The organism is Komarekiella delphini-convector SJRDD-AB1, assembly GCF_014831675.1.
Classification (GTDB): domain Bacteria; phylum Cyanobacteriota; class Cyanobacteriia; order Cyanobacteriales; family Nostocaceae; genus Komarekiella.
The window spans coordinates 327593-342721 of the sequence record NZ_VJXY01000001.1; the positions used below are offsets into that span (position 1 = coordinate 327593).

10 protein-coding genes are annotated in these 15129 nt (G+C 43.1%); 8 read left to right on the top strand and 2 right to left on the bottom strand.

All coding sequences use genetic code 11. The features are described 5' to 3' along the window. Nucleotides 1-101 precede the first annotated feature (101 nt). The 7 genes from FNW02_RS01470 (at nucleotide 102) to FNW02_RS01500 (ending at nucleotide 11674) form a co-directional block, all read left to right on the top strand. Nucleotides 102-860 (top strand): peptidylprolyl isomerase, encoded by a 759-nt coding sequence (locus tag FNW02_RS01470; protein WP_191755815.1) that lies wholly within the window; start codon nucleotides 102-104, stop codon nucleotides 858-860. Continuing rightward, a complete protein-coding gene (locus tag FNW02_RS01475; RefSeq protein WP_191755816.1) occupies nucleotides 809-3514 on the top strand; it encodes a peptidase domain-containing ABC transporter in 2706 nt (901 codons plus the stop codon). Before FNW02_RS01470 ends, FNW02_RS01475 begins: the two co-directional genes overlap by 52 nt. A 245-nt stretch (nucleotides 3515-3759) precedes the next feature. After that, entirely contained in the window at nucleotides 3760-4689 is a 930-nt protein-coding gene (locus FNW02_RS01480; protein WP_191755817.1) for an SPFH domain-containing protein, read from the top strand. A gap of 3 nt (nucleotides 4690-4692) precedes the next feature. Then, entirely contained in the window at nucleotides 4693-4908 is a 216-nt protein-coding gene (locus FNW02_RS01485) for a type II toxin-antitoxin system antitoxin (RefSeq protein WP_191755818.1), read from the top strand. A 323-nt stretch (nucleotides 4909-5231) separates the two neighbouring features. Further along, on the top strand, nucleotides 5232-7076 hold the full coding sequence (gene treZ / locus FNW02_RS01490) for a malto-oligosyltrehalose trehalohydrolase (RefSeq protein WP_191755819.1): 1845 nt from the start codon (nucleotides 5232-5234) through the stop codon (nucleotides 7074-7076). Nucleotides 7077-7190: 114 nt separating this feature from the next. Further along, nucleotides 7191-9989, top strand: a complete 2799-nt coding sequence (gene treY, locus FNW02_RS01495) for a malto-oligosyltrehalose synthase (RefSeq protein ID WP_191755820.1) — start codon at nucleotides 7191-7193, stop codon at nucleotides 9987-9989. Between the two features lie 173 nt (nucleotides 9990-10162). Beyond that, nucleotides 10163-11674: a trehalase family glycosidase gene (locus FNW02_RS01500; RefSeq protein WP_191755821.1), complete on the top strand. Its 1512-nt coding sequence runs from the start codon at nucleotides 10163-10165 to the stop codon at nucleotides 11672-11674. A 39-nt stretch (nucleotides 11675-11713) separates the two neighbouring features. On the opposite strand, the gene FNW02_RS01505 is transcribed toward FNW02_RS01500, so the two are convergent. Then, the gene (locus tag FNW02_RS01505; protein ID WP_191755822.1) at nucleotides 11714-12313 is read right to left on the bottom strand and encodes a Uma2 family endonuclease; all 600 of its coding nucleotides are present in this window, start codon (nucleotides 12311-12313) and stop codon (nucleotides 11714-11716) included. Nucleotides 12314-12524: 211 nt separating this feature from the next. Next, nucleotides 12525-13727 carry a 3-dehydroquinate synthase gene (locus tag FNW02_RS01510; RefSeq protein WP_191755823.1) on the bottom strand — a complete coding sequence of 401 codons (1203 nt, stop codon included), beginning with the start codon at nucleotides 13725-13727 and terminating at the stop codon, nucleotides 12525-12527. Between the two features lie 452 nt (nucleotides 13728-14179). On the opposite strand from FNW02_RS01510, the gene FNW02_RS01515 reads away from it, so the two are divergent. Further along, nucleotides 14180-15061, top strand: a complete 882-nt coding sequence (locus tag FNW02_RS01515; protein ID WP_191755824.1) for an EboA family metabolite traffic protein — start codon at nucleotides 14180-14182, stop codon at nucleotides 15059-15061. Nucleotides 15062-15129: the final 68 nt, after the last annotated feature.

A 15129-nucleotide genomic window follows, 5' to 3' on the forward strand; every position in this document is an offset into this window, starting at 1 on the left:
ACAAAATCTTTATCATATTTATCCATAAATGACAAGCTGATTTCTATATGATTTAATTTGAAAGATGCTTAAGTGTTTAACCATTTCCACGTAATTAGTTCATGGAATCTTCATCCTTTTTAACCATCAATGACCAGCCAATTTCTTTAGAGGAAGTAGTAAAATACCTGCAAGCCTCTGGAAAATTGGGACAATTCATTGGGGACATTCTCCGTCAGCGCGTAATTGAGCAGGAAATACAAACGCGAGATGATATTGAAATCAGTTCAGCATTAACTGAACAGACAATTATTGATTTTAGGCTAAAAAATCAACTGGCCGACCCCCAAAGTTTTCAAGAGTGGTTAAATAAAAACAACACAGACTACGCTACCTTCCATGCATCAGTCGTTTTTGGCTTCAAATTAGAAAAGCTGAAAGCTGTAGTTACAGAAGCCAAAATCCCAGAATATTTCATTGAACGTAAAATTTTTCTGGATCGGATAGTACTCTCTCGCATTTTGGTTGAAAATCGGGAACTGAGTGAAGAACTACAAACCCAAATCGAAGAAGGAGGTAGCTTTGAGCAATTAGCTAAAGAATATTCAGTTGCAGATGACCGAATTGTACACGGCATGATGGGGCCAATCAGTCGAGGAAGTTTACCAGATATACTACGGGCGGCTATTGATGTGGCAAGTCCTGGACAATTAGTAGGGCCAGTAGAACTTGAAGGACGCTATGGTTTGTTTCGAGTAGAACAATTTCTGCCAGCGTCTTTAGAAGATACTCAACTAAAGCAAGCACTACAAAATGAGTTATTTGAGAAATGGCTAGCAGAGAAAATTCAAAAGCTGACAGTGAAATTACAAGTGAGTTAAAAATTCTGGATAATGAATCTCTACTAAGCGTGCTAGCCTCTTTACCTTGGAATCAGCCACCTCTAACCTGGCTCACGCCCGAACAAAAATCCCGATTACAAAATCAGTCCCAAATCCGTCAATATCGCCTCGGAGAAAAAATTTGGTCAAATGGAACTGGAGGTTATCAGTTCTTTATTGTGGTTGGTAAAGTCCGCCTGCGGAAAGAACTCCGAGGAAACTTTGGAGAAGAAAATATTGGTAAGCCGTTAGCAGCTTTAGAGGCGGGAGATTGGTTTGGCGACTTGCAAAAGCTCGCTGAAGATTGTAAAGCTGTAGCTGCTAGTAAAGAAGTGGTAGTAGTGTGTTGGGAAACAGCTTTGTGGGATGAAGTTTCTAACCCACAACTAGAGGAATTCTGGCAAGGGCCTTTAGAAGAAAAAGAGAAAGGAACAGAGGCAGAGGGAGGGACATTTTCTCGCTCCCCCACTTCTTTACTCCCTCATTCCTCAACTGCTTCACTTTCCCACTCTTCCACTCTGGTAATCCCAAATTATCCTTTTGTTGCTAGCTGGAATACGGCTGCTGCTTGTTTAACAATGGCGGCGCAACAGTTGGAAACTGGTGTGCAACTGGAATGGGTGCAACGCCAACTCAGAGGACAACGCCCAAAACATGTTGTGGAAGCAGGGGAAAAATTAGGATTGCTATTGCGGCGATTGCAAGTGAATTGGCGTGAGTTGCGCCAGTTGTCATTTCCAGCCTTATTGTTGTGGAATCCTGACTCAGTTCCGACTCCCTCTTGGGTGGTGGCGTATGGGGTAAAGGGCGATCGCCTAATTATCGCTAATCCTCTAAATCCTGATCGAACTTGTGAAAGTTTGCCGCAGTCGGTAGTTGAAGCGTCCTGGGATGGACAACTGTGGCAAGCAGAACTCATATCCAAGCAAGAAAAATTTAACCTCGGTTGGTTCACACCAGCGGTTTGGAAGTATCGGGGATTGCTAGGTGAAGTTTTGCTGGCATCTTTTACATTGCAGCTTTTAGGATTAACAACACCGCTGATTACGCAAGTCGTTATTGATAAGGTGATGGTGCAGGAGAGCTTGGCAACACTGGATGTCATGGCGATCGCACTTTTATCGGTAGCCATATTTGAGGCCATACTCGGTACTCTGCGCCTATTCATATTTACACATACAGCCCGTCGCTTAGATCTAAGTTTATCAGCACAGCTATTTCGCCACCTGATGCGTCTACCTTTGGCTTATTTTGAGTCACGGCGTGTCGGAGACACAGTAGCACGAGTCCAGGAACTCGAACAAATCCGCCAGTTTCTTACAGGTACAGCATTAACCGTGATTCTGGATAGCATCTTTGCTGTGGTCTACCTGGCATTGATGTTTTACTATAATGTCCCACTTACCTTTGTGGCTTTGGGAGTACTGCCACTGTTTGCCATTTTGACAATAGTTGCAACACCAATTCTTCGCAACTGGCTCAACGAAACGTTTAACCGCAGTGCCGATAGTCAATCGTTTCTAGTGGAGACAATGACGGGAATTCACTCCGTCAAAGCTCATGCAGCCGAACCAGTAGCACGCGATCGCTGGGAAGGCTTATTTGCCAGATTTATTCGCACAGGCTTTAAAGCCTCCACCACCTCCAACATCAGCAGCAATATTGGTGATTTTCTCACCAATTTTTCCACCATGCTGATTCTCTGGTTTGGAGCCAAGTTAGTCATCGAACAAAAACTCACCGTTGGTCAACTTGTTGCCTTTCAAATGCTATCTGGGAGAGTCACAGGGCCACTTTTGCGCTTAGTGCAGTTGTGGCAAAATCTGCAACAAGTCCTACTTTCCGTAGACCGGATTGGTGACATTCTTAACGTTGCTCCAGAAGCCGAACTTGGAACTGGTCTAGTTTTACCACCCCTTAAAGGTCAAGTCACCTTCGAGCAAGTCTTTTTCCGCTACCAACCAAACATTGAACCAGTCCTCCGAGGCATCACCTTCAATGCAGAACCAGGGCAGTTTGTTGGTATTGTTGGACGCAGTGGTTCTGGTAAAAGTACTCTTTCTAAGTTATTGCAACGTCTCTATCAAATTGAATCAGGACGCATCTTAATTGATGGTTTTGATATTAAAAGTGCTGATTTAGCTTCACTACGGCAACAAATTAGCGTAGTTCTCCAAGAAGACTTTTTATTCAATGGTTCGATCTTGGAAAATATCACTCTTGGTAATCCTGACATTGGCGCAGAGCAAGTAGTAGAAGCTGCCAGACTAGCCGTGGCACACGACTTCATCAGTCAATTACCCTACGGTTACGAAACCAACGTTGGCGAACGCGGGACAGCTTTATCTGGCGGACAAAGACAACGCATTGCCCTAGCAAGGTTATTTCTCTCCCCAGCGCCGATTTTAGTTTTGGATGAAGCTACCAGCGCTTTGGATAGTGAAACTGAACAACAGGTATTGCAAAACCTACAAAAAATTTCCGCTAACCGTACCGTGTTCCTCATCGCTCATCGCTTTGCCCCTCTCAAACGTGCTGATTTAATTTTGGTATTGGAGCAAGGCGTAATTGCTGAGCGTGGTACTCACTCACAGTTGTTGCAACAAAAGGGTTTGTACTGGTCACTATATCAACGGCAGCAAGCAAACGTATAGTAATACGAGCAGATTTACAGCAATTTTAAAATGGGTAGAATACAACTTGGTATTAGAACCTGGGAACGAGACTTTAAACAGGTTTGGCTTAAGTTGACACTAATAAATATATTGTGCCCCTAGGCGTGTAGTCTATTCAATTGAAAACCATTCTATTTTTGGTGAGTGCTACTTAGGCACTTACCATTTTTTGTTATTATTATGATATCACTTTGATAACAAAATAGTTAAATTAGGAGCAAATAATGAAACAGCAAATCGCAGAATTTTCTGCCTTTAAAGTCAACGGCTTCCTAGCTTTGAGCGTAATCCTAGCTTTAGCAATTTTTGGTAGTTGGCAGGTTTGGGCAACAATACAGGGATTAATAGAAGTATTAGGCAGAAGCCTTAAAGTGGAAGATTTTGCCGATTTAGCAGAAATAGGGGCATGGTTTGGGGCAACATTGCTCATAGTGGTGATTCCTTCGTGGTCTGGTTTCTTTACGGTTGAACCAAATCAAGCAGTAGTACTGGTCTTTTTAGGGCGTTACGTTGGTACTGTGCAGGAAGCAGGCTTTTGGTGGACTAACCCTTTTGCTAATAAACGCCAAGTATCTTTGAGGGTTCGCAACTTTAACAGCAAAATATTGAAAGTAAATGATGCTCAAGGCAGTCCGATAGAGATAGCAGCCGTAGTAGTGTGGCAAGTAGTAGAATCAGCTAAATCTAGATTTGCAGTTGATGACTACGAGCAATTTGTCGGCATCCAGAGCGAGACAGCGATTCGTACCCTAGCAATCCGTTATCCTTATGATGCACCTGATGAGCAATCAATCCCTTCGTTGCGTGCAGTACCCGATGAAATTGCGCTTTACCTTCAAAAAGAATTGCAAGCGAGACTGGAAGTTGCGGGAGTTGAAGTATTAGAAGCAAGACTTTCTCATCTTGCGTATGCTCCAGAAATTGCCCAAATGATGCTGCGTCGTCAACAAGCCAAAGCAATGATTGATGCACGGCGACAAATTGTTGACAGTGCAGTCGGGATGGTTGATGAAGCACTAAAACGGATTAGTGAACGACAAATTATTGACTTGGATGATGAACGTAAAGCAGCTATGATTAACAATCTGCTGGTTGTCTTAACCTCAGAACAGAACATTCAACCAGTGGTTAACGCTGGCAGCCTTTACACCTAAGACATGAGCCAGAAAAAACGGTTTTTACTGCGTTTAAACCTTAAGTTATACGAAGTGCTGGAGAAATGGTCTTCTGACGAACTAAGGAGCGTTAACGCTCAAATTGAGTATCTTCTAACTGAAGCTGCACGCAAAACAGGAAGATGGAAAGAAGATAAGCGCCAAAAAGATACTAAACAGCACAAGGTAGATACACAGACGCAAGATACATCAGAATAGTCGTGAATTATAGAATGGCGGAGGAAGTTGAAAAAGTGCTGACTAGAGACGCGATTAATCGCGTCTGTACAAAAGTCAGTATTTATTCTCCCCCTGCTCCTCTGCCCCCCTGCCCCTCTGCCCCTCTGCCTCCCTGCTCCCCTGCTTCCTAACTCCTACAGATAGAGTTTTTTGGTAAAAAATTCAGCCTTCCGGTGCTAGCCAAAAGTATGGTAGACCAACCATTATGCTATCTGGCGTGTTTGTAAACAGTTTGCAATGTATCGCATTTGCAGTCATGCCACGGTTCGGCACAACACATGATTCTGATGGGAGGATAGGGCGTGAAAATTGGTGCTCACTACTTGGGTAATAAAGAGTGCGAGTTTACAGTTTGGTCTCCAACGTTAAATAGTGTAGCGGTGCAAATTTTGACGCCAGAGCAGCAGGTAATTCCGCTTAAACCTCAAGCAGAGGGATACTGGCAGACAAAAGTGAACGATGTGTATCCAGGCACGCTTTATCGGTATATCTTGGATGATCAAGATGCTTTCCCTGATCCAGCATCACAGTATCAACCTGAAGGAGTTCATGGGCCGTCTCAAATTGTTGATCAACAGTTTGAGTGGACAGATGAAGCATGGAGTGGGATTCCACTGGAGTCGATGATTTTCTATGAACTCCACGTTGGTACATTCACGCCTGAAGGAACCTTTACCGCTATCATTTCTCGTCTGCCGGATTTGAAGAAACTGGGGATTAACGCCATTGAGATCATGCCGATTGCTCAGTTTCCAGGAGACACTCATATTGAAGCTGCTTTAGCGTACCGCAACTGGGGTTATGACGGCGTTTACTCCTATGCTGTGCAAAATTCCTACGGTAGTCCAGCCGATCTCAAACAACTGGTGAATGCTTGTCATCAACACGGCATTGCTGTGGTGCTAGATGTGGTATATAACCACTTTGGCCCAGAAGGTAACTATATGGGTCAGTTTGCGCCCTACTTTACTAAAACCTATAAGACACCCTGGGGCAACGCGATGAATTTCGACGATGCTCTTAGTCAAGGTGTGCGAAATTATTTCATTCAAAATGCCCTGTACTGGTTGCGAGAATTCCACATTGATGCATTGCGGCTTGATGCTATTCAGGCAATTTATGACTTGGGAGCCAAGCACTTTTTGTGGGAACTGGCTGAAGCAGTTGATAATTTATCACAAGGGCAAAAATGGAAACGCCATCTGATTGCCGAAAGTGACCTGAATAATCCGCAAATAATTCGTCCACCAGCATTGGGTGGATACGGAATCGATGCTCAATGGAGCGATGACTTTCACCATGCATTGCACGCACTTTTGACGGGCGATCGCCAAGGATATTATCAAGATTTTGGGCAATGTGCTGATTTAGCAAAAGCTTATACAGATACTTTTATCTACGATTGGAAATACGCTCCCCATCGGCTGCGATTTCATGGTATACCTTGCCGCGATCGCTCTCCATCACAATTTGCAGTCTGCATCCAGAATCACGATCAAATCGGCAACCAAATGAAGGGAGAACGCCTTACCCAGCGGATCTCATTTGAAGGATTAAAGTTAGCAGCCGGGGCTGTACTGCTGTCACCCTACTTACCCCTTTTGTTCATGGGAGAAGAATACGGAGAAACTGCACCCTTCATGTACTTTGTCAGTCACTCCGATCCAGATTTGATTCAAGCCGTTCGAGCCGGACGCAGAGAAGAATTTGAAGCATTTCATTACGAAGATGATCCACCAGATCCCGAATCTGCGGAAACCTTCCTACGTTGTAAACTCAACTGGCAATTACACAACGAAGGTAAACACAAAGTTTTGTGGGATTGGTATCGCCAATTAATTCATTTACGTAAAACGCATCCAGTATTGCTCAAGCAAGACCGCAACTTCATGGAAGCGACTAGCGATGAAGATCAGCAATTGGTTGTGGTGCGTCGTTGGGATGAATCGGGTGAATTAATATTTGTGATGAATTTTAATTCTTCTCCAGTATCAACAATCTTGCCAAATCAGCAAAATGCCCGCAAATTATTAGACTCAGCAGATACGTCATGGAATGGGCCTGGTTCTCAAGCACCTGAGCATTTATCTGTAGGGCAAGAACTGAAACTGCAACCCACTAGTTTAGTGCTGTTTGAAATTTCGTGAGTACCCGATTGAGTATTTCGTCTTCGTGTCTTAGTGTCTTAGTGGTTTGAAAATAATTTTTCTACCACAAGACACAAAGAACTACTGGCATCTCCCATCCAAAACAACAAATCTATGCGAATCCCCACCGCAACATATCGAATTCAGTTTACACCTCAGTTTGGCTTTGAAAACGCTAGAGCGATCGCCGCTTATTTAGCAGAACTAGGAATTTCCGACCTATATGCTTCTCCTATTTTCAAGGCTAGATCTGGCAGTACGCATGGCTACGATGTAGTAGATGCCACTCAACTCAATCCAGAATTAGGAACTACCGAGTCGTTTGATGCCTTAGTTGGCGAACTACAATCTTTTGGTATGGGCTGGTTACAAGATATTGTGCCCAATCACATGGCGTATACTAGCGAAAACCATTACTTGGTGGACGTGTTGGAACACGGGCCAGATTCCAGCTATACTGACTACTTTGATTTAAGTTGGAATGCTCCATTTGGCGATCGCCAAGAGCGAGTTCTAGCTCCCCTACTAGGAGACTTCTATGGTGTATCCCTGGAAAAGGGAGATATTCAGCTGCAATACGAACAAAATGGTTTAACCGTCAACTATTACAGCTTAAAACTGCCACTGCGATTAGAGTCTTACACAAAATTTCTCACCCACAATTTGGGCAAACTCACGCGCACACTGGGACGTAATCATCCTGATTTCATTAAGTTATTAGGGATTCTTTACATTCTCAAAAATGTGCCTTCAGAAGTTGCCGGTAAACAACGACAAGACCAGATTGCATTTATTAAAGGATTAGTTTGGGAACTCTACAGTACAAACGATGCCATTCGCGAGTTTGTTGACGAAAACCTCGAAGTTTTTAACGGAGAAAAAGGCAATTCAGATAGCTTTAACCTGCTAGATGAATTACTGAATGATCAGTTTTATCGTCTCGCCTTCTGGAAGGTGGGCGCGGAAGAAATGAACTATCGCCGTTTCTTTACTGTCAACGAACTAATTTCTGTGAAAGTTGAAGAACTGCGGGTATTTAATAACACTCATAGCTTGATTCAAAAACTGGTTGAAGAAGGAAAATTCACTGGTTTACGAATTGACCATATTGATGGACTTTATAACCCATTACAGTATCTTGAACGTCTCCAGGAAAAGATGGGAGATGTGTACATCACTGTTGAGAAAATTTTAGAACTTACCGAAGACTTGCCAGATAATTGGTTAATTCAAGGCACATCAGGATATGACTTTTTAAATTATGTAAATGGCGTGTTTTGCCAATGTGAAAATGAATCAAGGTTCGATAGAATCTACTTTAACTTTATTGGTTCAAGAGTAGATTATCCATCGCTGGTGAAAGAGAAAAAGCACCTGATTTTAGAAAAGAACTTAGCAGGTGACATTGATAATTTGGCTCTGTTGTTGAAGAATATTTCTAGCAAATATCGCTATGGCAATGACTTTACACTAAATGGACTCAAACGAGCGATCGCCGAAGTCCTAACTCTGTTCCCGATTTACCGCACTTATATTACTCCCGATGGCATTCATGATAGCGATCGCGACTGCATTCAGGAAGTAATTCGCCAAGCCAAAGAACAAACGCCCCTGTTGCAGCATGAGTTGACCTTTATCGAAAAGCTGATGCTACTGGAGTTTGATAACTCTCTAACTCAGACAGAACGCGAGCAGTGGATATATTTTGTACTACGGATGCAACAATACAGCGGCCCACTGATGGCGAAAGGTGTAGAAGACACCACGCTATATGTTTATAACCGTTTGCTGTCGCTCAATGAAGTGGGGGGTAATCCTAGTCATTTTGGCATCAACTTAGCCAACTTTCACAGCTTTAATCAAAAGCACCAAGCAAGGTGGCCTCACACAATGAACACCACAGCCACCCACGACACCAAACGTGGCGAAGATGTGCGAGCTAGGTTAAATGTACTATCGGAAATCCCAGATGAATGGGAACAGCAAGTAAATACCTGGAGCGCGATTAATCGAGGACATCGCAGTGAGCGCCAAGGCTTTGCCATACCAGATCGTAATGATGAGTATTTTTTATATCAAACCCTGGTAGGCGCGTTTCCTTTTGCCGAACATGAACATGAGTCTTTCGTGGAAAGGGTTAAAGACTACATAATTAAGGCAATTCGGGAAGCGAAAGTCCATACCGCATGGTTGCGACCTGACAGTGAGTACGAAGAAGCATGTGCCTCTTTTATTGAGAAGGTACTAGACTTCTCTATCTCGGCAGAATTTCTAGAAGCCTTTCGTCCCTTTCAACAACGGATTGCGGACTATGGTATTTTCAATTCCCTTTCCCAAACTTTACTGAAGTTTACTGCACCCGGTGTGCCTGATTTATACCAGGGAACGGAACTTTGGGAGTTAAGTTTGGTTGATCCAGACAACCGCCGTCCCGTGGATTTTGAGCAGCGACGGACTTATTTGAGCACCATTCAACAGCAGGCAAAGACAGATATTCTGAGCTTAATTCAGGAGTTGCTGAGCCACAAAACAGATGGCAGAATCAAACTGTTTTTAACGACTCAATTACTTAAGGCCAGAACAGAGTATCTCTCATTATTTCAAGATGGCGACTATTTGCCGTTAGAAATTCAAGGAACTTACGCCAATCATATTGTTGCATTTGCGCGGCGACAGGGGAATCAAACAGCGATCGCGATCGCGCCTCGCTTTTTAACTAGCTTGATCCAGCCTGGAGAATATCCGTTGGGCGAGTCGGTATGGCAAGATACGCACCTGCAATTACCCGTTGGAAGTTCCTTATCTTGGAAAAACGTTTTGGCTCAGCAAGCCTTAGAGGCCAAAGAAACCCTATCCATCGGAGCAGCTCTAGCGCATTTTCCAGTTGCTTTGTTGGTTAGTAATGCTGAGTAAAAAGATGCATGTGTCTCACGCGGAGGCGCAGCGAAAAGTTATGAGCGCCGGAAGTCGGCGCTCATAACTTTTCAAGACAGAGACGCAGAGAGAAGCTGCAAAAACTCTGCGTTCCTCTGCGTTTAAAAATAATCCCCAACTCTTTAACACCCCGTAAACTTGAAAACGATATTATGACCACTTCACCAGCACTTGCAACCTCGCAAATTGACGCGGTGCGGGCCCACATAAAAAAAACGTGGAAAACGTTGACGCGATCGCACGAACACTTGTTGCAATCTGCAAAGGATACCAAACTAGACCACAAAACAGAGACTCCCTGGATTGTCTATATTTCGCCCCAAGAAGATTGTCCTAATGTTCAAACGGTGTTAGAGCGATCGCTATCTCCCAAAGAGATGGAACAAATGCAAATTCGCACTCTACCAACTGAAGTTGAAGCGATTCGAGATCATGGATTGCTGTACCTACCAGGGCCTTATGTTGTACCGGGTGGGCGCTTTAACGAAATGTATGGCTGGGACAGTTACTTTATTTTGTTAGGGCTATTACGGGATGAGGAATGGGATCTAGCAAAAAGTCAAGTTGATCAACTGCTGTACCAAGTGCAGCATTACGGCACTATCCTCAATTCCAACCGGACTTACATGCTGTCGCGATCGCAGCCCCCCGTCCTCAGTATGATGGTTCTAGCGCTATTCCAGCATACCCAGGATGAAGAGTGGCTGAGATCAGCCGTACCACTGCTTGAGCAATTTTACTACTATTGGGTAGTACCGCCTCACCTGAATCCCGCCACAGGTCTGTCACGATTCTACGCCTTTGGGGAAGGCCCCGCGCCGGAAGTCTTGTTCTCCGAGCAGGATGAGCAAGGACGAAGCCACTATGATCGCGTCAAGGAGTATTACAAAACGTTTGAGGTTGATGATTATGATGTCAGTCTTTACTACGACCGGGAAAATGACGAACTGACTAACCTGTTTTACAAAGGCGATCGCACTATGCGTGAGTCTGGTTTTGATATCACTAACCGATTTGGCCCTTTCAGTGTTGATATCCTCCATTACGCTCCCGTGTGCCTCAACAGTTTGCTGTATCAGATGGAGCAAGATCTGGCGGAAATTCACACTGTGCTAGGTAATGAAGAACTGGTGCAGCAGTGGCGAGAGCGCGCAGATATCCGCCGCGATCGCATTGATCAGTGTCTCTGGGATGAAGAACAGGGACTATATCTGGATTATCACTTCCAAAGCGGAGAACGCCGCCGTTACGAGTTTGCCACCACGTTCTATCCTTTATGGATAGGACTAGCCTCAGATGCACAAGCCAAACGCGTCGCGGAAAATCTCTCTTTATTTGAAGCACCAGGAGGAATCTTTACTAGTACTCGCGTCACAGGTAATCAATGGGATGCTCCCTTCGGTTGGGCACCCCTGACGTTGATTGCAGTCCTGGGACTTCACCGCTATGGGTATCATAAAGAGGGCGATCGCATTGCCCAAAAGTTTCTAGTAATGGTCATTGAGGAATTTAAGCGTCACAAAACCTTAGTCGAGAAATACGATGTTGAACACTGTTCTGCTAACGTCTCCGATGAAATTTGTTTTGGCTACAGCTCTAACGAAGTCGGTTTTGGCTGGACTAATGGAGTTATTTTAGAACTTCTAGCAGCATTGAATTTATAACACAACACAATTTAGTAGAGACGTTGCAATGCAACGTCTCTACATAATGTCGTCAAGTTTGAGTTGCAAATTTGGAAACAAATAGGATGTAATTGCATCTCCTAAGCGATATTGTCGCTGCTGATACGTATTGTTAATTAATTGGCAGACTGTAAAAGTAGGTTGTTTGGGATTACCAATAAATTGCAAGCCTCCTAAACCACGAAAGTCTATAATCCAGTATTCTGGAATATTTAGAAAAGCATATTCTTCGACTTTTCTAGCATAATCATCTTGCCAATTTGTGCTAACAACTTCGGCAACAAGCTTAATTGTATTGCCATTACAAATAATCGGCTCTTTTTGCCAAAGCGGTTCGTTGTTAAGTTCTGCTTTATCTAAAACAATGACATCAGGACGTAGTGCTGTAGCTTCCGCAGCCGGTGGCTTAATCAAACAACTTTTTGGAATCAGCCAATTTAAATTAGAACGAAGAATTTCGACATAGATTCTACCAGCAATGCTTCCTGAAACTTCTTCATGAGGGCCTGTAGGCTCCATGTCGCGTAGTTCTCCGTCAATGAGTTCGTAGCGGGGATTGTTCCCATATTCGGTTATGAATTGCTCGAAAGTTAACAGCTTGGGTGGAGTGTAAGTCATAGGTCATGTTTTCAGATCAGACCTTAATCTGTTATTGGTTTATTTTAACGCCGTCATGGTGGAGCGATCGCACTTAGAGACTTACAATTACAGCAATTTTCAAATGAATAGACTACATTTTTATCTCACGCAGAGACGCGGAGACGCAGAGAAAGAAGAATGCTCTGGTGCTGTGGTTTAAATAAATGAAAACTACTGTAAATACACATAATTAATGCGAAAGCTCCCAATCGCGCAGCATAGAAATAGCATCTTTGTACAAAGACAGATCCACCTGATGAACTTCCATTCCCTGCCCAATTCCTTCTAGTAGGGTGATTGTCAAATTTCCTCCTAAATGTTCACGGAACTCAGTCAGTCCTCTAAATAGGCAATGGGGATGGTCTGGTTGATGTAATTGCTCTGCCAATTCAGATACGTACAAAGTGAATCCTAAGTTCTTGAGTGTGCCTAAAATCCTCTTCCATTCTGATTGCAACAGTAGCCCTGTCAAATATGAATAGGTGCTATCCAAAGCAATACCGATCGCTACAGCTTCACCATGACGTAAACTGTAATTTGTTAAATGTTCCAGTTTGTGAGCAGCCCAGTGTCCAAAATCTAAAGGACGCGATGAACCCATTTCAAAAGGATCACCACTACCAGCAATATGCTCTAAGTGCAATTGGGAACACCGATAGATTAGCTTTTCCATGATCTCCATATCTCGGTTAGCTAATTTATCGGCATAAGTCATAATGAAATCGAAGAAATCTGCATCTTTAATCAGCGCTACTTTCACGGCTTCGGCAATACCCGATCGCCAATCTCGATCATCAAGAGTGGTTAGAAAATCAAAGTCATTCAATACAGCATAAGGTGGCATAAATGTGCCAAGAAAGTTTTTCTTGCCGAAGGCATTGATTCCGTTTTTTACCCCCACACCTGAATCATTTTGCCCTAATACTGTAGTTGGTACTCGCAACAACCGAATTCCTCGATGAGCAGTTGTTGCTGCGTATCCTGCCATATCTAGTACAGCTCCACCTCCAATTGCTAAAACATAGGAGTGGCGACACAATCCAGCTACATTGATGACCTGATGAATTTGCTCAATGAATTTTGGTTCATTTTTGACTGTTTCTCCACCTGAAACTATTATTGGTTCACAACTGAGAGTAAATACATCTTCATAACTCTGAGCGTAAATTGATAATTTTTTTAGCAATTCGTCTTGATATTTTAATAGTCCTCCATCTACTACTGCTACTACTTTCTTGGGAGCTGTCTCTCCGTTTGCAGCAATCACTTGTGCTAATAAAGGATTGTCTAACTGAAACAAACCTCTAGTAAAGTGAACATCATAGTTAAAGGTGACGCGGACACATTGGTTTAGTGGTTTTAGGCTGAGATTAGTCTTTTGTTTAGTGTACATTGTAGTATTTATTTTTAAATAACTGTGACTAAATGTGCAATTAAAATTGCAAGTTGACACGCATAAAATCATTGCAAAATTTGAATCTGCAAATAATTCGGCAGTAATAAATTATGGGTTGAAAATGTTTTTTACCCAGCGAATAAAGTTAGAAAATAACATTTATTCGTAAATTTATTTGACACTTATATTTTTACTACTATGTTTGTAACAGATATCATTATTGCATAAAGTCCAAAATTTATTATTAAGCTAACTCCAGATTTACTATAGTTAAAATGACATCTTTACAGTATCTTCTTTAAAGTGGGTAGATTTTTATAGATTCAGTAAATATATTATCTTAATAATATATTCTGTAACTCGTATAATAAGAAGGTATCAATTTTAATGGCAAGTTTTATACTTGTATTCTTAGAGAAAACCGTTGAAAAACTTCTCCTGAATTAATCATGAGTAGGGTAAACAAGTTACTGCATCACTGGCTGTTACAGTCTGCTTCAGAGAAAGCTACTGCCTGGATAGAACAGAAACAGGCGCAGATTGCTAGCGGCGCTGCTGAGCGAGTGTTTTTCACGGCTTTTAGTGCTGTGCCGCGTTATCTAGGTAAAGAGAATTTACAGCTAACATCCCAAGATTTAGAAGCAGCACAGGAAGCGCTCCCCGGTTGGTTTCCTGGTCATTGGAGTGTAGATCAAGCAGGTCGCACACTCTTGCTTTTAGCTTTGCCCCATGAGGATGCACAGGAGTACGTGCGATCGCTTGATAAAGTTTTCACTACTGCCGATATGGGGGAGTTAGTTGTCCTTTATCAAAGTTTGCCTCTATTGCCACACCCAGAGTTACATCGCCAACGCGCTGCTGAGGGAATTCGCAGCAATATGAGTAATGTTTTCCAATCTATAGCACTACGAAACCCTTACCCTGCGGATTATTTAGACGATGCTGCTTGGAATCAGATGGTACTGAAAGCGGTGTTTGTAGACAGTCCTTTACATCTTATCTGGGGTCTAGATCGCCGTGCTAACCCAGAATTAGCAAAAATGTTGACAAACTATGCTCATGAACGTTGGGCAGCCAAACGCTCAGTTACGCCAGAACTTTGGCGACCTGTGGGGCGATTTGCCGATACTGCAATGATTGCTGATCTAGAAAAAGTGCTAGCTGATGGGGACATAGCCGAGCAAGAAGCAGCAGCGCTAGCTTGTGCTCAATCGCCTTTACCCGAAGCGCAAGCATTACTCTCTCGTTACCCAGATTTACATTCATCTGTTCAAAAAGGTCATTTGACTTGGAGCAGTTTTAGCCGCGATCGCCTCTTTGTCCATAACTGAAAGGACTGGGGAAGGAGCAGGGGAGCAGAGGGGCAGAGGAGCAGAGGAGCAAGGGGGGAAATAAAAGA

Coding starts and splice junctions, on each gene's coding strand:
- FNW02_RS01470 (WP_191755815.1), top strand. CDS start 102: ATGGAATCTTCATCCTTTTTAACCATCAATGACCAGCCAATTTCTTTA.
- FNW02_RS01475 (WP_191755816.1), top strand. CDS start 809: ATGGCTAGCAGAGAAAATTCAAAAGCTGACAGTGAAATTACAAGTGAG.
- FNW02_RS01480 (WP_191755817.1), top strand. CDS start 3,760: ATGAAACAGCAAATCGCAGAATTTTCTGCCTTTAAAGTCAACGGCTTC.
- FNW02_RS01485 (WP_191755818.1), top strand. CDS start 4,693: ATGAGCCAGAAAAAACGGTTTTTACTGCGTTTAAACCTTAAGTTATAC.
- treY (WP_191755820.1), top strand. CDS start 7,191: ATGCGAATCCCCACCGCAACATATCGAATTCAGTTTACACCTCAGTTT.
- FNW02_RS01500 (WP_191755821.1), top strand. CDS start 10,163: ATGACCACTTCACCAGCACTTGCAACCTCGCAAATTGACGCGGTGCGG.
- FNW02_RS01505 (WP_191755822.1), bottom strand. CDS start 12,313: ATGACTTACACTCCACCCAAGCTGTTAACTTTCGAGCAATTCATAACC.
- FNW02_RS01510 (WP_191755823.1), bottom strand. CDS start 13,727: ATGTACACTAAACAAAAGACTAATCTCAGCCTAAAACCACTAAACCAA.
- FNW02_RS01515 (WP_191755824.1), top strand. CDS start 14,180: ATGAGTAGGGTAAACAAGTTACTGCATCACTGGCTGTTACAGTCTGCT.